20 protein-coding genes and 1 pseudogene are annotated in these 22,997 nt (G+C 40.1%); 15 read left to right on the forward strand and 6 right to left on the reverse strand.

The window, feature by feature from the left end; all coding sequences use genetic code 11:
* The first annotated feature begins 414 nt into the window (after window positions 1-414).
* From nirB to ACN6NE_RS16755, 4 genes are all read left to right on the forward strand, one after another.
* Window positions 415-2,829, forward strand: coding sequence for a nitrite reductase large subunit NirB (nirB, locus tag ACN6NE_RS16740; protein ID WP_129706884.1), 2,415 nt, complete (start codon window positions 415-417; stop codon window positions 2,827-2,829).
* Window positions 2,830-2,847: 18 nt separating this feature from the next.
* The gene (nirD, locus tag ACN6NE_RS16745) at window positions 2,848-3,174 is read left to right on the forward strand and encodes a nitrite reductase small subunit NirD (RefSeq protein ID WP_013055862.1); all 327 of its coding nucleotides are present in this window, start codon (window positions 2,848-2,850) and stop codon (window positions 3,172-3,174) included.
* 71 nt (window positions 3,175-3,245) lie between these two features.
* Entirely contained in the window at window positions 3,246-4,016 is a 771-nt protein-coding gene (gene cobA / locus ACN6NE_RS16750; protein ID WP_474326045.1) for a uroporphyrinogen-III C-methyltransferase, read from the forward strand.
* 24 nt (window positions 4,017-4,040) lie between these two features.
* Window positions 4,041-4,877: a formate/nitrite transporter family protein gene (locus ACN6NE_RS16755; RefSeq protein ID WP_474326047.1), complete on the forward strand. Its 837-nt coding sequence runs from the start codon at window positions 4,041-4,043 to the stop codon at window positions 4,875-4,877.
* Window positions 4,878-5,092: 215 nt separating this feature from the next.
* Here the strand turns inward: ACN6NE_RS16755 and ACN6NE_RS16760 are convergent, their stop codons facing one another.
* Window positions 5,093-5,419 carry a cyclic-phosphate processing receiver domain-containing protein gene (locus ACN6NE_RS16760; RefSeq protein ID WP_025749520.1) on the reverse strand — a complete coding sequence of 109 codons (327 nt, stop codon included), beginning with the start codon at window positions 5,417-5,419 and terminating at the stop codon, window positions 5,093-5,095.
* A 454-nt stretch (window positions 5,420-5,873) separates the two neighbouring features.
* Between ACN6NE_RS16760 and ACN6NE_RS16765 the strand changes: the two genes are divergently transcribed.
* The 6 genes and pseudogenes from ACN6NE_RS16765 to ACN6NE_RS16790 all read left to right on the forward strand — a co-directional run bounded on the left by ACN6NE_RS16765 (window position 5,874) and on the right by ACN6NE_RS16790 (window position 12,339).
* The gene (locus tag ACN6NE_RS16765) at window positions 5,874-6,851 is read left to right on the forward strand and encodes a carbohydrate kinase family protein (protein WP_129706890.1); all 978 of its coding nucleotides are present in this window, start codon (window positions 5,874-5,876) and stop codon (window positions 6,849-6,851) included.
* 453 nt (window positions 6,852-7,304) lie between these two features.
* On the forward strand, window positions 7,305-8,168 hold the full coding sequence (locus tag ACN6NE_RS16770) for a GRP family sugar transporter (protein WP_129706892.1): 864 nt from the start codon (window positions 7,305-7,307) through the stop codon (window positions 8,166-8,168).
* 353 nt (window positions 8,169-8,521) lie between these two features.
* Window positions 8,522-8,968, forward strand: a complete 447-nt coding sequence (locus ACN6NE_RS16775; protein WP_129706894.1) for a VOC family protein — start codon at window positions 8,522-8,524, stop codon at window positions 8,966-8,968.
* A gap of 106 nt (window positions 8,969-9,074) precedes the next feature.
* On the forward strand, window positions 9,075-10,208 hold the full coding sequence (locus ACN6NE_RS16780; protein ID WP_474326050.1) for a DUF2087 domain-containing protein: 1,134 nt from the start codon (window positions 9,075-9,077) through the stop codon (window positions 10,206-10,208).
* A 62-nt stretch (window positions 10,209-10,270) separates the two neighbouring features.
* Window positions 10,271-11,593, forward strand: coding sequence for an MATE family efflux transporter (locus ACN6NE_RS16785; protein ID WP_240702613.1), 1,323 nt, complete (start codon window positions 10,271-10,273; stop codon window positions 11,591-11,593).
* A 110-nt stretch (window positions 11,594-11,703) separates the two neighbouring features.
* Window positions 11,704-12,339, forward strand: a pseudogene (locus ACN6NE_RS16790) (cupin domain-containing protein).
* 50 nt (window positions 12,340-12,389) lie between these two features.
* On the opposite strand, the gene ACN6NE_RS16795 reads toward ACN6NE_RS16790, so the two are convergent.
* The gene (locus ACN6NE_RS16795) at window positions 12,390-13,220 is read right to left on the reverse strand and encodes an LCP family glycopolymer transferase (protein ID WP_129706940.1); all 831 of its coding nucleotides are present in this window, start codon (window positions 13,218-13,220) and stop codon (window positions 12,390-12,392) included.
* Between the two features lie 76 nt (window positions 13,221-13,296).
* Window positions 13,297-13,668, reverse strand: coding sequence for a PilZ domain-containing protein (locus ACN6NE_RS16800; RefSeq protein ID WP_474326052.1), 372 nt, complete (start codon window positions 13,666-13,668; stop codon window positions 13,297-13,299).
* A gap of 549 nt (window positions 13,669-14,217) precedes the next feature.
* On the opposite strand from ACN6NE_RS16800, the gene corA reads away from it, so the two are divergent.
* A complete protein-coding gene (corA, locus tag ACN6NE_RS16805; protein WP_129706944.1) occupies window positions 14,218-15,189 on the forward strand; it encodes a magnesium/cobalt transporter CorA in 972 nt (323 codons plus the stop codon).
* Window positions 15,190-15,228: 39 nt separating this feature from the next.
* Here the strand turns inward: corA and ACN6NE_RS16810 are convergent, their stop codons facing one another.
* Window positions 15,229-18,417: a S8 family peptidase gene (locus tag ACN6NE_RS16810; RefSeq protein ID WP_474326053.1), complete on the reverse strand. Its 3,189-nt coding sequence runs from the start codon at window positions 18,415-18,417 to the stop codon at window positions 15,229-15,231.
* 454 nt (window positions 18,418-18,871) lie between these two features.
* Here ACN6NE_RS16810 and ACN6NE_RS16815 point away from each other — a divergent pair, with 454 nt between their 5' ends.
* The 4 genes from ACN6NE_RS16815 to ACN6NE_RS16830 all read left to right on the forward strand — a co-directional run bounded on the left by ACN6NE_RS16815 (window position 18,872) and on the right by ACN6NE_RS16830 (window position 21,223).
* Window positions 18,872-19,381, forward strand: coding sequence for an SUKH-4 family immunity protein (locus ACN6NE_RS16815; protein WP_240702640.1), 510 nt, complete (start codon window positions 18,872-18,874; stop codon window positions 19,379-19,381).
* Between the two features lie 162 nt (window positions 19,382-19,543).
* Complete coding sequence (locus ACN6NE_RS16820; protein ID WP_474326054.1) at window positions 19,544-19,801, forward strand: YesK family protein; 258 nt, start codon at window positions 19,544-19,546, stop codon at window positions 19,799-19,801.
* Window position 19,802: 1 nt separating this feature from the next.
* Window positions 19,803-20,261, forward strand: a complete 459-nt coding sequence (locus ACN6NE_RS16825; RefSeq protein WP_474326056.1) for an N-acetyltransferase family protein — start codon at window positions 19,803-19,805, stop codon at window positions 20,259-20,261.
* A 476-nt stretch (window positions 20,262-20,737) separates the two neighbouring features.
* A complete protein-coding gene (locus ACN6NE_RS16830) occupies window positions 20,738-21,223 on the forward strand; it encodes a hypothetical protein (RefSeq protein WP_474326057.1) in 486 nt (161 codons plus the stop codon).
* A gap of 216 nt (window positions 21,224-21,439) precedes the next feature.
* Here the strand turns inward: ACN6NE_RS16830 and ACN6NE_RS16835 are convergent, their stop codons facing one another.
* Together ACN6NE_RS16835 and ACN6NE_RS16840 are read right to left on the reverse strand one after the other, a co-directional pair.
* On the reverse strand, window positions 21,440-22,165 hold the full coding sequence (locus ACN6NE_RS16835; RefSeq protein ID WP_474326059.1) for an SIS domain-containing protein: 726 nt from the start codon (window positions 22,163-22,165) through the stop codon (window positions 21,440-21,442).
* A gap of 15 nt (window positions 22,166-22,180) precedes the next feature.
* Complete coding sequence (locus tag ACN6NE_RS16840) at window positions 22,181-22,906, reverse strand: GntR family transcriptional regulator (RefSeq protein ID WP_013055880.1); 726 nt, start codon at window positions 22,904-22,906, stop codon at window positions 22,181-22,183.
* Between the last annotated feature and the right edge of the window lie 91 nt (window positions 22,907-22,997).

Raw genomic sequence — 22,997 nt, forward strand, 5'->3', positions numbered from 1 at the left:
AAGGTCTATATATTCATTATAAAGAATATGAGAGTGATAGTAAATACTATAAAGAACGGTTTGTTTAAAAAGTTCTTTATAAAGAACTTTCGAGATTTTTATTTTTGGCTTATCAACATTTAGGAGTGATTTTTATCATAGCTCAGGTTATTTATTCTTGCTAAATTAATGTTGTGAAAAACATCACAAAATAAAATGCAAAGGATGATCCAAATTAAAACGTAATTAGATCACTTATTTTTTTTGCTTGCTGTTAAAGCAATGGAATCGCATACATACCATAACTGTGTTAGATAATCTAACACATAAGTTGAACGATTCAGAAAATTCATATATCTTAAATGTATCTTTAAAGATGCATAGAAAATATATCTTTGAAACAAGCAGGTATAGACGCCAGGGGAGGAATGGAAGATGCAAAAAAAGAAACTCGTATTGATTGGAAATGGAATGGCTGGAGTTCGAGCGATTGAAGAAGTATTGAAGGTTTCAAGCGAAGCGTTTGAGATTACGATTTTCGGAAGCGAGCCGCATCCGAACTATAATCGTATTTTACTATCAAAAGTGCTGCAAGGAGATACGAATGTTGAAGACATTACGTTAAACGATTGGAACTGGTATCAAGAAAACAATATTACATTATATACGGGCGAAACGGTTACTAGTATCGATTCGATAAAAAAAGAAGTAGCGACAAACAGCGGCAGAATAGAATCGTATGATGAGTTAATTTTAGCAACGGGCTCTCTTCCTTTTATTCTTCCGATTCCAGGCTCTGATAAAAAAGGAGTTACGGCTTTTCGAGATATAAAAGATACGGATGAAATGCTGCAGGCTTCTCAGCAGTATAAAAAAGCAGCGGTTATTGGAGGCGGACTGCTTGGATTAGAAGCAGCGCGCGGACTGTTAAATTTGGGAATGGACGTATCTGTGATTCATTTAGCTCCGTATTTAATGGAACGCCAGCTTGATCCAACAGCCGGCAAATTGCTTCAAAACGAATTAGAAAAACAAGGCATGAAGTTTTTGCTTGAAAAACAAACGGCGGAAATCGTCGGCGATGAGCGAGTTGAAGGATTATCTTTTAAAGACGGTACGTTTTTAGAAGCTGATTTAGTCGTGATGGCGGTTGGAATTAAACCAAACGTTCAGCTTGCAAAAGAAGCGGGACTTAACGTAAATCGAGGAATTGTTGTAAATGACTATATGCAAACGGATATCCCAAACATCTACGCAGTTGGAGAATGTGCAGAGCATAGAGGAATGGTATACGGACTGGTGGCACCTCTGTATGAACAAGGAAAAGCATTAGCAAAAGCGATTTGCGGTGCAGAAAAGGTGCCTTATGAAGGGTCGGTTTTATCAACACAGCTAAAAGTATCAGGTGTTGAAGTGTTCTCCGCAGGAGACTTCACGGAAGACGAAGAGAAAAAAGCGATCAAAGTGTTCGATGAACAAGACGGCATTTATAAAAAGCTTGTTTTGCGAGGGAATCAAATCGTAGGAGCCGTTCTTTTTGGAGACAGCAGCGACGGAAATCGACTGTTTTCAATGATTCAAAAGCAAGAAGATGTATCCGATGTCGCAAAAGTGTCGATTTTACAGCCATCTGGCGGTAATACGGGTGAAAGCTTAGTAGCAAGCATGAGCGCCGATGATATTATTTGCGGCTGTAACGGCGTAACAAAAGGTACGATTGTGGAAGCTATACAAAACCAAGGATGCTCATCGGTTGATGAAATCAAAGCTTGTACAAGTGCCTCTCGCTCCTGCGGAGGATGTAAACCGCTTGTAGCGGAAGTGCTTCAGCATACTCTTGGCGCTGACTTTGACGCGGCGGTTCAAAAAGAAGCGATTTGCGGCTGTACGACTCTGTCACGAGATGAAGTTGTCGAAGAGATTAAAGCAAAAGGCCTTTCACATACGCGTGAAGTTATGAATGTACTTGGCTGGAATAATGAAGAAGGCTGTTCGAAATGCCGTCCGGCGCTAAATTATTATTTAGGTATGGTGAATCCAACCGGATACGTTGATGAACGCGAATCACGATTTGTGAATGAACGCATGCACGCAAATATTCAAAAAGACGGCACGTATTCTGTTGTTCCTCGCATGTACGGAGGCGTCACAAATGCCGAAGATTTACGAAAAATTGCAGATGTCGTTGATAAATATGAAATTCCGCTCGTAAAAGTGACGGGGGGTCAGCGTCTTGATTTGTTTGGTGTTAAAAAAGAAGATTTGCCTAGCGTATGGGAAGAGTTAGATATGCCTTCTGGCTACGCGTACGGTAAGTCGCTGCGGACGGTGAAAACATGCGTCGGCGAACAGTTTTGCCGTTTTGGCACGCAGGATTCAATGGGCGTTGGAATTGCGCTTGAGAAAAAATTTGAAGGACTATGGACGCCTCATAAAGTGAAAATGGCTGTATCTGCTTGTCCGAGAAGCTGTGCTGAGTCAGGTATTAAAGATATTGGCTTTATTGGAATTGACGGCGGCTGGGAAATTTACGTGGGCGGAAATGGAGGTACGCATCTTCGCGGCGGAGATTTATTGTATAAAGTAAAAACAGACGAAGAATTGATGGACATTACAGGAGCTTATTTACAGTATTACCGAGAAACGGCTAATTACTTAGAGCGTACGTCTGCATGGATTGAGCGCATGGGACTTTCGCACATTCAGTCAGTGCTTGATGACGCCGAAACGAGAAGAGAGCTGAATATGCGTATGGACGAAGCGTTATCTACGTACCGTGATCCTTGGAAAGAAATCGTCGAAAGCAAAAAGACGAAAAAAGAGCTGTTCGAAACAGTTGTCACATCATAAAGCTGGGGGGAAATAAAGATGGTGAATAAAAACATTACAAAAGTATGCGTAGGGTCGATTCATGATTTTCCGGTAAGCCTAGGTAAAACAGTGAAAGTAAACGGAAAAGAAATTGCGGTGTTTAAGCTATCAAGCGGAAAAATACGGGCAATTGAAAATCGCTGTCCGCATAAAGGCGGGGTGCTAAGTGAAGGAATCGTGAGCGGCGACTCGGTGTTCTGTCCGATGCATGACTGGAAAATTTGCTTGCATGACGGCAACGTGCAAGAGCCTGACAGCGGATGTGTAGACACGTACGAAGCGTCTGTTGAAGGAGATTTACTGTATCTTTTAATTGAAGAATAAGTACCGTGGCGCGTTGATTTTCAACGCGCCACAAAAATTCAAGGGGACACATTAAAAGGAGCGAAGCAAAAATGAGAACAGGAAAAGTGTACATTGTAGGAGCCGGACCAGGAGATCCAGATTTACTAACGATAAAAGCAGCCAAATGTTTAGAAAAAGCAGATGTTATTTTATACGACCGATTAGTGAACCCTGTTCTTCTTCAGTATGCAAAAGAAGGAGCCGAACTCGTCTACTGCGGGAAAAAGCCTGGTGATCACTGCGTTTCTCAAGAGGATATTCATGATTTGCTTGTATTCTACGCAAGAAAAGGAAACACCGTCGTGCGGTTAAAAGGCGGAGATCCGTTTGTTTTCGGAAGAGGCGGTGAAGAAGCAGAAGTGCTCGCTCAGCATAGAATTCCATTTGAAATCGTTCCGGGTATTACAGCGGGCATTGCGGCGCCGGCTTATGCTGGAATTCCTGTGACGCACCGTGAGCTGAGCCGTTCGTTTGCCGTTGTGACGGGACACTGTTTGAGCGGCAAGCCGGAAAGTATTCGATGGGAGCATTTAGCAAAAGGAGTTGATACGCTTGCGATTTATATGGGCGTTAAAAACTTGCCTTATATTTGCCGTCAGCTTTTAGCCGCGGGAAAAAGCGCGGATACGCCGGTCGCTCTTATTGAACAAGGCACGTCGATTTATCAGCGCACGGTTACAGGTACGCTTGGCACTATTGTAGACACGGCTGCTGAACAGCAAGTGAGTAATCCCGCGATGATTGTGATTGGTGAAGTGGTGAAGCAAGCTTCTGCTCTTTCTTGGTTTTTGGAAAAAACAGAAGAAAAAGTATGCGTCTAAGATGAATAAAAGGAGGAAACACTTTTGCTTAAGAATTCACTGCAGTCAATGAATGAGTTAGCCCGCGAAAAAACGAAGCTTGTGAATGAGCATTTGCCGAGTTATTTGCTGTTAGCTGTGCTAGCGGGTGCTTACGTAGGACTTGGTGTTATATTAGCTCTATCGGTAGGAGCGCCTTTAGCTTCTGCTTCTTTACCGGTCGTTTCTCTTGTGATGGGATTATCTTTTGCTGTTGCTCTCCTGCTTGTCGTATTTGCAGGAGCTGAATTGTTTACGGGGAATCATATGGTTTATACAGTCAGTACGCTATCGGGAGTCACCACATGGAAAGATACGTTTAAAAACTGGACGTGGTGTTTTATCGGAAATGCGATAGGTGCGTTTGGGCTTTGTTTGTTAATTACCGGAACCGGTTTGTTTAAAGGAATTGAACCGAATCATTTACTCATGACGCTGGCAGCTAAAAAAATGAATTTGCCGGTCAGTGAATTATTTTTTCGCGGCATCCTTTGCAACTGGCTTGTTTGCCTGGCAATTTGGACGGCTGCGCGTACTAAAAGCGATGCGGCAAAGATCATGCTCATTTTTTGGATGCTTTTTGCATTTGTTGCTTCAGGATACGAGCACAGCGTGGCAAATATGACGTTTCTTGGTCTAGCTTTCTTGCTTCCGCATCCTGATGCGATTTCGGCTGCTGGACTATTTCATAACTTGATTCCTGTTACACTCGGAAACATCGTAGGGGGAGGACTGTTTGTGGGAAGCATTTACTGGTTCGTGAATGCTAGGCAGCTCAAAGAAAACGCAAAACAGCCGGCTGCTCTCTCAGCTGATTTGGATTCTGCTAAACTGTCTAAATAGCAAAAAACCGCTCTTTGTACCATATAGTCTGCTTTTTAAAGCTATCATCACGGTATTTTAGAGCGGTTTCTTCTATATAATATAAACTGCTTAAAGCGTATTCACATCTATACGTATCGAACAAGCAGTATCGTTCTTCATTTTATAGAAACAGGATGTCTGTGAGAATTGAATCGGACAGATTCTGTTGAAATGAATGTGTGAGGGTGCAGGTATCATCGAAGAGGCAGAGGGCATCTTAAAATTTTAATGTTGTTTGGCATTTTATGCTCTTTTTGAGCGTCTTTAAAGCAGTTGTACATTGCTTTGCTGCCTGAATGATTAGCGGAGTGAATCGTAATTCGATCGGCATATAAATGATGCTTTACCATAAAATGCACGAGCATTAATCCATTCCGTGTCTTACTCAGTAAATCGTGATCGAGTGATAAATGTTCAACATCGAATGATCTTAGCAGATCAATACATTCATCAATCGTTTCGGCTAAAACATGACCGTCAGGGCATTTGCGATAGTCGTCTAGAAAAACATTGATTTTCATGACTGATTCTCCCTTCCTTGCCTTGTATTTAGTGTAACATACATAATGTCATATACCTACCTAAGTCTATTCGACACATTTTAATCTATTCCTTCTTAAATAGGGGTAAAAACACGAATTTTTATCATTATTTGCATATTCGCGGCGAATAAACAGGAAATAAGGAAGGAGATGTCGAACGAAAAATCAATAGATAAACAGTTTAAACTGGAAATTAACTTTTTTATTCCGCGACCTTTGTGTAAGAGAGTCATTTCAATCTCAGGTTTGATAAGGGATGGAACGGAATTAACCAATAAAAGATTGTGAGAAAAAAACGATAATTTGTGATTTTTTTAAAATAAATTGGAAATTTCTCTTTACGAAAAAGATGGTTGGGACGTATAATTTGATTTAAGGATTTTCTGGAACATGGTATGACAATATGACAAAAAAGAAAAGTAAGGTGAATAGAATGGGTAAGTTATTTAGTATCGGTGAAGTATTAATTGATATGATTCCAGCTCAAAAAGGTCTTCAATTGAAAGAAGTGGAATCGTTTACGCGTGTGCCAGGCGGAGCGCCGGCAAACGTTGCAGCAGTTGTTGCTACATACGGTAATGAGTCAGCGCTTATTACAAAAGTTGGAGAAGATGCGTTTGGAGACTTTCTAGTAGATACGCTGCGTGAAGTAGGAGTAGGTACTGATATGGTCTATCGTACAGAAGAAGCAAACACAGCTTTAGCTTTTGTTTCCCTGCGTGAAGACGGAGAAAGAGATTTCAGCTTCTATCGTAATCCTTCAGCAGATTTATTACTAACAGAAGACGAAATTAACCCTGATTGGTTTGCAAGCAACGATGTTCTTCACTTCTGTTCGGTTGATTTAGTTGAAAGTCCTATGAAATACGCTCATATGAAAGCGATTAAAAGCATGAAAGAAAAAGGCGGCGTTATCAGCTTTGATCCAAATGTACGTCTTCCGCTGTGGAAAGACCATGAGCTATGCCGTCAAACGATTTTAGAATTTATTCCACAAGCGCACATTGTCAAAATTTCAGACGACGAGCTATCGTTTATCACAGGCATTGAAGATGAACAGCAAGCGATTCAGTCTCTATTTACAGGTGACGTTCAAGTAGTTGTGTTCACAAAAGGTGCAGAAGGCGCAACGCTTTATACAAAACAAGCTGTCTATGAATCAAACGGTTACAAAGTAGCAGTCGTTGATACAACAGGTGCAGGAGATGCATTTATTGGCGGATTCCTTTATCAGCTATTAAGCCGCGAGGTGTCACAAGAAAACTTAACGGCTATTCTTGACCGCGACCACGATGCTATTTTGCGTTTTGCAAATGCAAGCGGTGCCTTAACGACAACTGGAAAAGGTGCGATCAGTTCAATTCCAGCCAAAGAAGTAGTAGAGCAATTTTGTAAGCCTGTAGCTAACTAAAATGAAAAGGCTTTATCTCTTCTTATTTTCAATCAGCAGAGGCAATAGTTTCTGCTGATTGAAGATTACATAAGAGGGAGAAGCGAGCTGCGGAGCAAGAAGAAAAAATTTTTTTCTGTTTTTAAAAAATAATCAAAAAAATTTCTAGCTAAACGATAAATGTTCGTGTTAGTATAATACGAGCAGCAAGAAATAGCAGTTTTACCACCATTTATGAAAACGTTATATATTTATCGATGTAGAAAATTTAATAGGATCAAAGAGCGATCCTATTAAATTTTCTAGACCTATGCGTCTGTTGCCCCCCTTGCGGGGTAGGCAGCAGACGCATAGGTGAACCTTTGGGGGAATATTCAAGGGGGAACAAGCGTGTAGCCCTTGGTAAAAGAAAAGCAGCAGGTCGTTACATACGATGTACATAGATTAGAAATAGGAAAGTAGGTTAAGAGAAAGATGGATATTTTGCTAGGTGTTCTTCCTTCCGTTGCGTGGGGAAGCATGATTTTAGTTAGTATGAAGATGGGCGGTGGACCTTACAGTCAAACGCTGGGAACAATTATTGGAGCTTTGATTCTTTCATTTGTTCAGTTTATGATTGTGCAGCCGGTGTTAACGCCAACGCTCGTTATTGTCGGAATTGTTTCAGGTTTGTTCTGGTCAGTAGGTCAAAGCAATCAGTTTAAAAGTGTTCCATACCTTGGAGTTTCAAAGTCAATGCCGATTTCAACAGGTATGCAATTAGTATCAACAGCTCTTTTTGGTGTTATTGTATTTAAAGAATGGTCAACGCTTCAAACGATTGTACTTGGATCTATTGCGATTCTTTTAATACTAGCAGGCGTTGTGCTTTCTTCATTAGACGGCAAAAAAGAAGGGGCACAAGGGGCTCCGGGACAAACGAAAAAAGGAGTTATCACTCTTATCATTTCAAGTCTTGGATTCTTAGTTTACGTAGTTATCGCACGTATCTTCAACGTAGACGCATGGGCAGCTTTATTCCCGCAAGCAATCGGTATGTTAATTGGTGGTTTAATCATTACATACAAACATAAGCCATTTAACAAATATACGATTCGTAATATCTTACCAGGTCTAATCTGGGCATCTGGAAACATGTTCTTATTCTTATCTCAATCAAGACTAGGCGTAGCAACAAGCTTTTCATTATCGCAAATGGGTATCGTTATTTCAATTTTTGGCGGTATTGTCTTCTTGGGAGAAAAGAAAACAAAGCGTCAATTATTCTATGTATCTCTTGCGAGTGTACTGATTATTTCAGGCGGTATCTGTATCGGCCTCGCAAAAGCCCATACTTGATTTATTGATGTAGAAAAAACCTCATGGCTAAAGTGCAGCCATGAGGTTTTTTCTAGACCTACGGTTTTGAGGGCACCCCTTGCGGGGTGGCCTCAAAACCGTAGTTAAGGTCAAAACCGTAGTTAAGGTCAAAACCGTAGTTAAGGTCAAAACCGTAGTTAAGGTCAAAACCGTAGTTAAGGTCAAAACCGTAGTTAAGGTCAAAACCAAACCTATAGTGCTCTTCGGAATTTCCAAGCTGTACGTTTGTGTGAGGGTTTCTCGTTCTTAAGACTGATGATTTTTCATTCTTTGTTAGGAAGCTGTTTGGTGTGAGATGGCTTATAGTAGTAGAAAAGGATGGAGGGAAGGCTATGATTAAGAGTATTTATGAGACTCATGTACAGGTGCGGAGTTTGGAGGATTCGATTGAGTTTTATAGACGTCTTGGGCTGACGTTTGTTCATCGAGTTGAAGAGAGGCGCTGTGCTTTTTTCTTTGTTGGGGAACAAAAGCAGATGCTTGGACTTTGGGAAACAGACGAAAAAGAGTTGAAAAGAAGTCATTTTGCTTTTGGAATTGAAGCAGCAGATATTCAGGAAGCTTTAACGTGGCTTCGTTCAAAAGGTATTGAACCGGAAGAGACGTCGTTTGGAAAGCCGCAGACAGAGCCGATTGTTCATACGTGGATGCCGGCAGCGTGCGTGTATTTTAATGACCCAGACGGTAACCGCTTGGAGTTAATTACGTTTTTGAATGATGAGCCTGTCGTATCTAAGGGTTTTCCGTATTTAAGTGAATGGAACAAGAAACAGCAGTGAAAACTGCTGTTTTTTTGTGTATCATAAACGTATAATTGACATATTTATAAACATATAATATATTTGTTTATAAATTAATAAACGAAACAGAAAGGTGTCTATTTATATGGTGAACGATTTGTTTTGGGAATCATCTATTGAAGAGATGAAGAAAGGGTACGGGGAAAGCGAAGAGCACTATCACTGCTTACTGTGCGGTGAAAGTATTGAAAAAGGCATTATTTATCCGGTGGAAGGTGTTTTTTATGAAGCAAAACGTTATATGAAGCTTCATGTGGAACAGCAGCACGGATCTGTATTTCATCATTTAATAGGGCTAGATAAAGAGATAACCGGTCTTTCTGATCATCAAAAAAATTTAGTGAAGTTTTTTAAAGAAGGAAAAAGCGATAGTGATATTCAAAAGGAAATGGGAATCGGCAGTTCATCGACCATTCGGAACCACCGCTTTACGTTAAAGAAAAAAGAGCGTCAGGCAAAAGTGTTTTTAACGCTGATGGAACTGTTGAACGACGGGGAAGAAGAGAAGGCGGTACCCGTAACCAATACGGCGCCTAGAAGAAGTCAGCGCTACAGAGTCAGCGATGAAGAACGTGAAAAAATTTTAGCGAAGAATTTTCCGCAAGGCTTGAGTGGACCTCTTCGCACCTTTCACTTACAAGAAAAACACCGTCTTGTTGTTCTTGAAGAATTAAGCGGGCATTTTGATTTTGGAACAACGTATACAGAAAAAGAAGTGAACGATAGGTTAACACCTTTTTATGATGACTACGCCGTGCTGCGACGCTATTTAATTGAGTACGGTTTCTTAGAGCGCAGCGCAGACGGAAGCAGCTACTGGAGAAAAGGAGAGACAGGGATGAGTATGGACTCAAAAGACTATAAAAAACAAATGAAGCAGCTAGCGAAAGAAGTAAAAACAGAAGGCGGCGTGTATCAAATTAAAAACCTTCACAACGATAAGATTTACATTGGCTCTACGCCTAACATCAAAACGTTAAACGGCGTAAAGTTCACGTTAAAGACGAACACTCATCAAAATAAAGAGCTTCAAAACGAGTGGAATACGTACGGGGCGGATGCTTTTTCAATTGAGATGCTGGAAACGATTAAAAGAGAAGAAGAAAAAGCACTTTCAAAAAAGGATTTGCTGAAACTGGAAGCGAAATGGTTAGAGAAGCTGCAGCCTTACGGCGAAAAAGGCTATCATTCGCCGAAAGCTGATACAAAGGAGAAATAGGTGTGAAGAATCAAGATGTGAAAAGTGAAGTAGTGGAATCAGAAAAATCCGTCAGTAAGCTGATGCTTGTGTTTTTGATTCCGCTCATGTTAAGTAATGCCATGCAGTCAGTTGGGCAGCTGGCGGGGAGTATTATTGTCGGAAGAGCGCTTGGAGTTGATGCGTTAGCCGCTATTTCCGCGTTTTTTCCTCTGTTTTTTCTGCTCGTGTCGTTTTCGATTGGAATTGGTTCAGGAAGTTCCATTTTAATCGGGCAAGCGTACGGGGCACAAAATGAAAAACGAGTCAAAGAAATTATCGGTACCACGCTCACGTTTACATTTTTAGTTGGAATTGTGCTTGCTGTTTTGGGAAGCATATTTGCTCCGGATATTCTTCGGGTTATGGGAACACCGGCTAATATTATTGACGTAACGGTTCACTATGCGCGCATTTTGTTTGTGGCAATTCCTGTTTTGTTTTTATACTTTGTTTATACGACGTTTATGCGCGGAACCGGAGACTCTAAAACGCCTTTTTACTTTTTAGTTGTGAGTACGGTCTTAAACATCATTTTCCTTCCGATTTTAATTTTTGGATGGATCGGAGTGCCAAAGCTTGGAGTGTACGGCGCTGCGTACGCAACGGTGTTTTCAACCGTATTAACGTTCATTATTATGATTATCTATTTACGCAAGAAAAATCACCCGTTAAAGTTTGACTCATCTATTTCATTAAAAATGGACGGAACGCTTTTAAAGCTGCTTATGCGTTTAGGGATTCCAGCCAGTATCAATATGATTTTAGTTTCTCTTTCTGAAATTGCGGTCATTACATTTGTAAACGGATTTGGCTCAGACGCTACAGCAGCGTACGGAGCGGTAAACCAAGTGGCAAGCTATGTACAAATGCCGGCAATCAGCTTAGGAATTTCGGTTTCTATTTTTGCGGCGCAGTCGATTGGCGCCAATAAATTTGAGCGTTTAAAAGAAGTTATCCGCTCTGGAATTATGCTGAATTACGTTATTGGCAGCGTATTGATTTTACTTATTTATCTCTTTTCCAATCAAATTTTAGCTCTATTTTTAACAAGTCAGCACACGCTCCATATTGCCGAAGAGCTGTTAGTGATAACACTTTGGAGCTATTTGATTTTCGGTCATGCGCAAATTATTACCGCTACGATGCGAGCAAGCGGTACGGTGCTTTGGCCTACGGTATTTAGTATTATGGCTATTTGGTGTGTGGAAGTGCCCGTAGCCTACGTGTTATCGCAGTTTACACCTCTTGAAATCAAAGGGATTTGGATTGGTTATCCAGCGGCGTTTGTGGTCAGCTTAGTCCTGCAGTACAGCTATTATCAATTTGTATGGAAGAAAAAGAAAATTGAACGCCTTGTCGGATAAAAACCGAGCGGAAACGCTCGGTTTTTATTTTCCCTAATTAAAATACCCTTAGCTAAGAGTTTTAATAGGATAGTGCATATAACTTTTTGATGAAAAGAGGGTATGACACTATGAGTAAATCTGGATTTGTGCCGGATAATTCAAATATTAAAAAAAGCTAAGGAACGCCTAATCTGTCAGTGAACTATAAGCAAAATGTCCTGTTCAAACGAAACGACCAAAATATAGCGTATCAACTAACCTCAACTCAGCTGCCTGCAATGCTCGGAGGTGCTTTTGTTGATTTATATATGACAAAAGGGCATATGAGAGAACCGCATTGGCACCCAAACGCGTGGGAATTAGATGTCGTTGTTTCAGGTGAAGTGCAGGTGTCTGTCTTGGACCCTGATACAAGCAGCATGCACAATTACCGGATAAAAGAAGGGGAAGTTGTTTTTATACCGATGGGCTGGTGGCATTGGATTGAGCCCTTATCGGAAGAAGCGCATCTTCATCTCTTTTTTAACAATGATCAATTCGAATCTACAGAAGGATTCAATGTGCTGCGCTTAACGCCTCCGATCGTATTTCAAAAAGCATACGGAGTAAGCGCAAGTGAAGTAGCAGAAGCCGTCGCTCCGATTACAGATACGGTTGTGATTGGACCGCCTAATGAACATTCTTCTTATAAGAAGGGCTATGAACGTGATGAAAAAGTTGTTATTAAAATAAATGAGAAAGTTGTGCGTGCTGAAGATAAGTAGCATAAAAAACCATTGAGCCTGCGGTCAATGGTTTTTTCGTGAGGCGTCTTTTATAAAAAGAGCTCGTTGCGTTCTAAGTGCTTGTACAGCCGCGTTGTGACTTGTCTTTGGTTCCATTCGTTTTGCGGAAACTGCTGCTTGTCTACGTGAGAAACGGCCGGTTTGTAGGTTTTTTGAATCCGTTTGATATCATTAAAGGTTGCGTTGGTTTCAATGTGATCAGCGAGCGTAAATACAAGAGAGTGCAGCTTTGCAACATTCGGAATCGTAGCTGCTTGGCTGAAAATGGCTTTCGCTACGGTCAGCTGTCTTTCATGCGCAGTAAAGACGTCTTGTTCATTGCGCTCCTTTAAAAAAACAAGCGCTTCTTTTCCGTTTAGGCGAATCGATCCTTTTGGAAAAACAATGTTGCTATGTTCAAAAGCACGTTTGTTTGTGACGATAATGCCGCCTAATTTATTTACAGCATCGACGACTGACTGCTGATCCATTTTGACATAATAATCAACAGGAAGCTTTGCATACGTTTCGACGTTCTTTACGACAGCATTCATATTTCCTTGGTGATAAATAGTTCGCAGTGTTTCATTGCCGAGCTGAGTTGACCCTGGCAAGTGGGTCATTTTTATTGATTCATGCTGTTTATTAACAGTCATATATACAAATGAAGTATTTTGATGGTTTTCTTGAATTAAAAGCAGGGAAAACGGTTGCCCTTTTTTTAAATTGACGTGTGTTTTGTTACCATGCTCAAGCGGTACATACGTTTGATCAACGGCAGCTTTCACCGTATGATAGCCTGCAAATGTGATGCTGACAAAACTGACGAGTAAAAATAGTACAAGACCGCCAATCCACTCTTTTTTTGCTTTGCTGCTCATCGTCTCACCTTTTTCTATCGAAGTCGTTCGTAGTATTGCCATCTTAAAAGGGGAGTAAAACAAATGAGCGCTATTTTTATTGCTTATCTTGCTTTTTCTTGGCGTAGGTTTTGAGCTCTGTAATTAAAATCGCTTGTTCTTCCACATCGTTAAACGCTTCAATGCCATAAAGGTATTCGGTGTGCCATTTTTCTTTCCACACGCAAAGTCCGGTAATATGGATGGGGTTTTCATTTAAATAAAAGCTGATTTTTAGCTGAATTTGATGGTTGAAAATAGGTAAATCAAGCGGCGTGATTATTTTGATTCCTTTCGGTGAAAGGTCGATAACGGACAAAGGACCTGGCTTAGAATCGATTTCTTTGTTGTCGTATTTAGCAATGGAAAACGTTCCAACAATGGGGGGCTCAAATAAAAAGCGAAACGGTTCTTCACGTTTAAAATGCATGTATCATCAGTCCTTTTCGTAATCTAAGTTTGTTAAGTAAGTATTCGATGAAAGTCTAAAAATTCCTACACGTTTTTCCCCATCACCCATATAATGTTTATCGATGTAGAATATCTATCATGACCAAAGACCGGTCATGATAGATATTCTAGACCTAATCGTAGACAATCCCCCTTGCGGGGTTGATCGTCTACGATTAGGTGGACCTTTGCGGGAGGATTCAAGCGGTCTTAGTTATCGATTGCTGATTATAACTGCTTTTATAGTATCGGAAGTTTTGTTTGAAACTTTAAATAGTGAGGGAAAGGTTTTGAAAAAAGCGCTACGCTAGAGTTAGATTGTATGTTAAAATTAAACTTTGTGAAGTAGCTGTATTACAAGTCAGCGTTCCTTCAACTAATTAGGAGGTGAGATGAATGGGCACTGATGACCCCATTTCGATGAAGGTTACTGCAAAACAAGATAGGGGCAACAAAGGTGTATATGTTCCTCTCATTTCAACGAAGGAAAATACTCCTTAATGCCTCAATGATGTGAGGTGAAAAATCAATGATTAAAACATACTTATATGATGATGAAACAAAAGAAATGGTAACGAATCTTGATTTAGGAGACGTGCATGAGAAATTGCGCAATCCTGATAATTTGCTGTGGATTGATTTGTATGATGTCCACGGACAAGAGCTTGCTCAAATTGCTAAATTATTCGATTTTCACCCATTGGCAATTGAAGACTGCTTACACGACAGTCCTCGCGCTAAAATGGATGATTACGAAGACTATAAATTTTTTGTTTTTCACGCGCTTCGCTATAACGAAGAAAGTGATGACGAGATTACGACGCTTGAGTTAAATGCCTTTGTCGGATCAAATTACGTAGTGACGATTCATAAACATAAAATGGGCTGGCTTCGCAAAATGGATGCTGTGTGCTCACGCTATCCAAAGTTTATGAACCGCGGCGCCGACTTTTTACTGTATGCTTTAATTGATGGCATCACGGACGAATACTTTCCGATTTTAGATCGAATTGACATGCGTATTGATGAATTAGAAGATGAAATCTACAACAAAGAAGTGCGCGGAGTGACGGAAGAGTTCTTGGCCTTAAAAAGAACGATTATCTTAATCCGGCGTGTTATTCTGCCGCAGCGCCGAATTTTCTTAACGGTGAACGGAAAGTGGAAATTCGACATACGAGAAGAAAATGTTCCTTTCTACATTGACTTGCTTGACCACTTGGAGCGTATTGTAGACTCTGCTGAAACGTTTAGAGACCTCGTAAACAGTGCACTTGATACGTATTATTCTATTACCAATGCAACTTCATCTGAAAAGCTGAACGTCTTAACGCTGATTTCAACGATTATGCTTCCGCTGACGTTCGTAACCGGATTTTTTGGAATGAACGTACCGATTCCATATCAAAATTCCCACTGGGCTACTGCTATTATTATTGTTATGTTAATTGTGTTAACGTGGGGAATGTGGAAGTACTTTAAAAACAAACAGCTTTTATAACAAAAAGGCACTTGGCCATAAGCCAAGCGCCTTTTTTCTTTATTTTGTCACCGTTTTTGTTGTTGCTTTACTCGTATTGTTCGCTTTGTCTTTTGCGGTTACGCTTAAGACTGTTTTTTCTTTTTGCTTTTTAATTTTTACTGAGTATTGCCCTTTGCTGTTAGCAGCAGCAGAGCCAATGCTTTTTTTGTTTACTGTTACCGTTACGGCAGCATTTGCTTCTGCTTTACCTGTTACAGCCGTGCTTTTTGTTGTGACAGCATTTACGCTTGGTGCAGCAGGGGGAGTTTTATCGCTCACTTTTACAGTCGTAGCTTTACTTGTGTTGTTGGCTGCGTCTGCTGCTGTTACGCTGATTGCTGTACCTGCTTTTTGTTTTTTAATTGTTATGCTGTACTGACCTTTTGCATTGGCTTTTGCTTTGCCGATTTCTTTGTTGTTCACTTTCGCTACAACAGATGCATTTGCTTCCGTTGTTCCTTTAATAGCCGTATCCGCATCGCTGACTGGATTCACTTTAGGTGCATTTGGAGCAATAACGTCACGCACCGTTACTTTTACTTCTTCACTTTCTTGTTGTTGGCTGTTTGTAGCCGTGATATACAAAACTGTATTTTCTTTTTGTTTTGGAATTTTCACTTTGAACGCGCCTTTGGCATCAGCTTTTGCTGAAGCAATTACTTTCTTAGCGCTGTTTTTAACATTTACCGTAAAATTCGCTTTAGACGTTCCTGTTACATACTCATCTTTGTTCGTTACGGCTTTTACCGCTGGTTTGGCAGGTGCTTTTTGAACAACTGCACGAATGCTCGTACTTGCTTTTCCGTTTGTGACAACCACTTGTAAAACGGTATCAGCTTTTTGAGCTGGAATGTTCACAGAGAACGTATTTTTTGCATCAGCTTTAACTGTGCCAAGTGTTTTTGAGCCGTTCATTACTTTAACAGTTGAACCGCTTTGAGCTTTACCTGTAACAATTTTTTGCGTGCTGACAAATGTATTTACCTGCGCTTGCAGCTGCTGTGCACTTACTGCGCTGTACGCATTTAAACGTCCCCATCCTGATACGTAATCGTAGCCTGGAGCAGGGGGTTCTAACGGACTTTCTTCATCATCGTATACAGGAGCATCTTTTTCATCAAATTTAATATCTTTAGCTGTATCCGTTAGGCGTTTTTCAACGTCTTTTGGCTTTAAGCCTGGGTTTTGTGATAGTAATAATCCTGCAACGGCTGCCACGTGAGGTGTTGCCATTGATGTTCCGCTTAAATAAGTGACGTTCCCGTCTGGAACAAGACTTGGAATATCAGAGCCAGGAGCTGTGATATCTAATCCTTTTCCGTAGTTTGAGTAGTCAGATACGATATCTAAACGGTTTGATGCGCCTACTGAAATTGCATAGGCAGATGAAGCAGGGTAAGAGAGCTCTTCCATACCGTCGTTTCCACTTGCAGCTACAACCGTTACGTTATGATCGTATGCGTATTTTAACGAATATTCAAGCACGCGGCTGTAAGATCCGCCAAGGCTTAAGTTAATGACTTTTGCACCGTGATCAACCGCGTATTTAATACCGTACGCAATTTGTTCTGTATCTCCGCTTCCAGAGGCGTCTAGAATTTTAACCGGTAAAATTTTAGCGTGAGAATTAATGCCGGCCATTGAATAGTTATTGTTTGCAGAGGCTGCGATAATACCTGCTACGTGAGTTCCGTGTCCGTTGTCATCAGTTGCATTTGACGAACGATCCACGTAGTTATAGCCTGTTTTTGTATCCACCACGCCTTTTAAATCAGCTAGTGATGAATCGACGCCCGTATCCGCAACGGCAATAACCGTATCTTTTAATTTTTGGCCGTTTAGTAATTTTTCAAGCGATTCGTATTGAATATCGGCATGTTGAGTACCGTCATTTTTACCCGTATTGTTTAATGACCATTGATACGGATATTGTGAATCCATCGAAAGAGCGTGGTACTCTTGAACCGGCTCGATAAATTCAGTTTCAGGAAGTGCCTGAATTTGTTTTGCCGTCATTTTACCTTGAGCAGATGACGTGCTGAAGCTTTTTGCATTGCTGTCATCTAATTGAATAACAAACATATTATCAAAAGAAGCAGCTGATTGTTTTAATGGATTAATAGATTCAATGCTTGCTGATTTTGACTGTGCTTTTATTTTGAATGATTTAGCATTTGCACCATCTTTTAGTTTAACAATATAGCGAGTTTCAGCTTTTGTTGACACGCTGTTTGCGCTGACTAATTTAGCTCTTACTAATACAGACGATACGTTTAAGTCCGTTACGTCTTTTAATTTTGTCTGCGCTGCTACTTTTTCTAAGTCTTTCTTTAAGGCAGCTGGAACGGATTTATAAGCGATGCTGTATAAATCATTGATTGCTTTTTGATCAGCACTTGTAATCATATATGTGCTTGATGCGCCGTTTTTCGCCACATCTGTAAATAAACTCTTTAACTGAACTAGATCTTTGTATACTTGTTCACGCATCGATTTATCAATAATCATTTTAGAGCTGATAAACGGAGCGGCTTTGTAATAAAGAGAAGAAAGGTCTTTTCCGCTTGCTGTTTTTGAAAGCACAGCGTCGCGAATCGTACGCAAATCTTTTAAAATACCTTTTCCGTTTTCTTTTTGGCTTGTACTTAATTCAGCCGGGCATTCTTCTGCCTCCATTTGAGAAGGGAGAAGTGAAGCGCCTTCATAGCTGATTGTGTAAGGAACTTCTGTTTTTTCTTCTGGCTGTGGTTCTGGAGAAGTCGAACCATCTTCCGCATCCTCTTCAATCATGTCGTCTTCGCTTCCATAATACTCAACTTTCACATAATAAGGGCCAGTCCAAGCGATTGGAAAATCAAGCTGAGCAGGCTCATCTTTGTAGGAGTATCCCATATAACGGTCAAATGCCACGTTGTTTTTGGCATTTTCAAGACTAGAGTAAACCGTGATGTTTACTTCATCATCACTTTGAAGCTTAATTCGGTAGTGTGAAAACTTTGCTACCTCTTGCTTAGAAGGATTAATTTTGTACCACTGTGCTTGTGCTGGTTCTGTAAATGTTCCTTTTGCTGCTTTACCGATGCTTAATGTTTTTTCATTAGCAGGAGGATTGCCTGCCGCTTGTGTTTTCAGTAAGCCTAATTGGCTAAAACACAAGGTGAACATTAAAGCAAAAGCAATAAAACGATAAATTGACCCTTTTTTCATGTTAAACCTCCAAAAAAATATAGTAAAAAACAGGAATTACATACCTATTAAACCATAAAGTTAAAAAATTTGTAAATAATTACTGTTGCTTATTTTATTATTTTGTCAAGTTACTAATCTCGCATAAGAAATGGTGAGATAAGTCCTAGTTGCAAAAAGTAGAAAAAATTGGAATAATAAAGATTGAGCCTGTTTATAAGAGGCGAGATTACGCTGAAAAGGGAAGAAAGGAATGAGAATTATTTTTCAAAACAGAATTCACTGGAGAAAATCTGATCGGTTTCTTTTTACCTGTGTTTATAAAAAGAAAATCGGGCTATATAAATAAAGATTGGAAAAATTTTCAGTCTAATTAAGTTCATTTGTAGCATATAATACGAGCTGGATTTCTTTTATAATAAACAAAAGCAAAGAAAGAGCAAATGGTGAAAAGGAGTGAAAGAAGTTGTCAAATGTGATGCAACGACAGGAAAAACGAATGAAGTTTGATGCCGAACAGCTTGCACCCCTTGATATTGATAAAGAGACAAAGAAGTTGCTAACAGAAAAAGGATTGCCCAAAGAAGCTTCACCATTTCTAGAGTTCGTTTCATCCAAAGGAAAGCTAACAACGCTATGTGAAACATTTGAGTTATCATCTCGCTACCAGCACTATTGGTTTTTAGGAACAACAGGCGCTGGAGATCCAATTTGTCTTCATCAAAAAAACGGTTCGGTTGTGCTGCTCGATACGTCCAACGATGACTGCGAGCGTTTCGTGAATACAACTTTTCCGCAGTTTTTAGCATGCTTAGATGTGTTTGAAGAGCTAGTAGAAGAAACGATTCAAGCTAACGGAGAATCTGCATACTTAGAGAGACACATTCCTGCTGAGGTGCTGCAGCGATGCAAAAAACGTATGAATGAAATTGATGAAGCTTGCTTAGCCCCTTATTCTTTTTGGTCCAAAGAACTTTCTTTTTAATATAGTAGGAAAATAGACATGGCCGTTTTGGTCATGTCTATTTAGTTGTGGCTGCAGGGCAATTAATATAGATGGAGTAAATAAAAATGATAGTATATAATGGATACAAATTCCTTTTTTTAGAGAAGGAGGAAGGTGTAAATAATTTCTTTATTTGGATTAATGGGTGCTTTCTTTGTGCTGCTTGCTGGTGCGTCGCATTTCTTCTATAGAAGGAACTCGCCCGTGCAGTACGGAATTTCACTTAGCAGCATGCTAATAAGCATATTTCTATTTCTATATAGCATATTTGGAGTTGGCGGCTTTGAAGGAATGGGTCTTGGTGCTTTAGCGGCTGCTTTGTTCTTGGCGTCGGTTCTGAGCTTGTTCATCACTGTTTTTTTTAATATCATAAATAGACACGGGAAAGGTGCTGTGTGAAATGGGAGAAATAACCTTTAGAGAAGCAGTGCGGGAAGATTTAGATCAAATTGTTGAAATGCTTGCTGATGATATGCTCGGAAGCAAACGAGAGCGCTACGAATTACCGCTTCCAGACTGTTATGTTCAAGCATTTCAGGCAATTGATGCGGACCTAAACAATGAACTGATTGTCGCATGTAAAGATAGTGAAGTAATAGGTGTTCAACAAATAACCTTTACGCCCCACATTACACGACAAGGCGGGTGGAGAGCAACGATTGAAGGAGTTCGAACCGCTTCGTCAGAGCGCGGGAAAGGGGTTGGATATCAGCTGATTACATGGGCGATTGAACGAGCGAAAGAACGTAATTGTCAGTTAGTACAATTAACAACTGACAAAGAACGGTCAGAGGCTTTGCGTTTTTATAAAAAGCTTGGATTCACAGCTTCTCATGAAGGATTAAAGCTCCATTTGTAATTCGCTGTTAATGGTTGTATCCCTGTGATAAAAATTTTTTGATTAAAATGAATTTTTTCGTTTAGTTCAATTGAAACGTGGTATACAAATAGTACAGAGCCGATAGAAATTTTTCTAAGGCTACTGTGAAAGGTAAATACTTAGCTTCATGAAGGGACTGGTTTAGTTTTGGAATACTTAACAGCAACTTCATCAAACGTATTACCTCACATGAAAAGCAGATATTCTGATCTGACAATTGGCACTCTCGTTATGAACCGATATACGTAGCGAAAGGGCCTCACAAGGGCAAATGAACATGAAATAATTAGCATGATATGAAGGGAAGAAGCTGCATCAGTTTTGATGCAGCTTCTTTTTTGTAAGATGCGTCAGGAAATCTTATACAACACTTTGGCAGAAATTTATAGATAAAATTTATAGATATGGTAAACTATTTGAAATTGTATTGGCACGAAAAAGGAAGGAGGAGTTCTATGGATACACGTGAGCTCTGTTATTACGTTTATCAAAAGAGTGTCACAGCGGAAAAACATTATTTACCATGGGCACTTTCTATGCTGGAACATGAACAGAATTCTTTATCTCTTTCTATTTTAGCTTCTCTCCGCCCACCTTATAATCTCTTTGAAATAGAAGATTATTTTCAGCGTACTTTAAAAGAGCTTTCCTTATCGGAACCGAGTGAACAGGAATGTACAGATTACCTGATCTATACGCGGCTTCAAACAATTGTACAGCATGAAGAGAGGGCGCTAACAGAAGCAAACCACTTATACAGCATGTTCATTGAACTCGACTGTCCGACGGAGTTAGTAGGTTGGCTTGAAATTAGTAATATGATAGATGACTATCAGTACGGAGACAATTATTTTAACATCACGGATGAAATCATACATACAACAATTATGAAAGAAGCTAAAAGTCAGCTGGAACATTACCGTAAAAAAATCTTCAAATGAATGCACTGCGAAATTTCTTATAACTTATTTGACACCTAAGGTATAAAAGAGTATACTTATGTTAAACATAGTAATTATGTCGGATAAGTAGGTTATGGTGCTGTGAACAAGACTTCTACTGATAAAGAGGAGATCTAGTCCAAATCGTACAGTCCGACTTTGATGAGATGCTTTCAAGCATCTTTTTTTTGTGCAAAAAAACAGCCGCAGGGGCTGTTATAGGGCAGTAATTCTTCCTTTGTAAGCATCAATCAACCGCTGGTTGTGTTGATCTGAACCTTCCATGTTTCCGCTTAAAAAGACAGGAGGCGTGATGCCGCGGCTGAGCAGTTTTTGAATGGTTCTAGATAAGATATCGTTTAAGATAGCGCCTCCAATTACAGTGGAGCCAGAAGCGAAAGAAATGTCTTGCTGATGAAGAAGAACGTCTCCTTTTGGAATGTGATTATTAATAACAAGATCCACGACATCATGAAGGTATTTTCCGCTTTTATGTCGCGAAGCCCGGCTCGTGGCATAAGAAGGAGAGGTAAGCCCGATAACAAAGGCGCCTTTTTCTTTTGCAATTAAGGCCACATCAATCGGAACGGGATTTACGCCTGACGTAGAAATCACAATCATGATATCGCCTGGTACGATATCTTCTTTTTCCATAAAGGTGGAGGCGTAGTCGTTTTTACGCTCTAGCTGTGAAGAACGCGAAGCTCCTTTATGAAGCATCAGTTCTTCTACAAAAATAGGATGAATCGGCGCAAGCCCTCCGGAACGGTAAAACACTTCTTCCGTTAAAATATGAGAATGACCGCACCCAAATAAATGAATGAGGTGATGAGAAGCTAATTGCTGTGAAATTTTCTCGGCTGCGGATTCTATTGCCTGCTGTTCATGCGCCTCCACTTTAGCAAGCAGTTTTGTTAGTTCCTGTAGATATAAACTAGACATAAAAAAACTCCTTAGTTAAGATCGTGTCATGTTAATCGTAAACTTATAGCGGTCTGCTCGGTACGAAGACTTCACCACTTCAAGCGGCGTGCCGTCTTGCAAATACGTATTTCTTTGAATTAATAGAACGGGTGAATATGAGCTGATTCCAAGATGCTTCACTTCGGTTTCAGAAGCTAAAATAGATTCTAACGTTTGATTGGCTTCGCCAATTTTCAGCCCGAGCTCTTCTTCAATATAGCGGTAGAGAGAGTCATTAACAATGGATTCTGTTAAGCCTTTGACTAAGTTAGCGGATACATATACGCTTTCAAGCGCCATTGGCACGTCGTCAGCTAAACGAATACGCTTGATTTCATAAACAGGTGCATGAAGAGAAATTTGCAGCTGCTCGGCAATTTTTTCTGAAGCCGCAATAATTTCAAAGCTCAGCAGCTTACTGCTTGGCACCATTCCGCGCGCTTTCATATCTTCTGTAAAACTCGTTAATCCAACGAGCTGCTGCTCCAGTTTTTTTTCAGACACAAAGGTGCCGCGGCCTTTTTGACGGTATAAATAACCGTCGTTTACTAAATTGTTAATCGCTTGGCGAACGGTCATTCTGCTGATTTCAAATCGTTCTGCAAACTCTCGTTCAGAAGGAAGCGAATCATTCGGTTTTAACTCTCCGTTTTCAATTTGTTTTTTCAACTGTTCTTCAATTTGATAATAAATCGGAAGAGGTGAGCTTTTATCAATCACTTAAGTTCTCTCCTTTATGTAAACCTCCTCATCTAAAAAAGACGAGGAGGTATGTTATCTATATATACTCTCACTAATAGCCAGACACCTT

It is taken from the genome of Priestia sp. 53B2 (assembly GCF_056099005.1).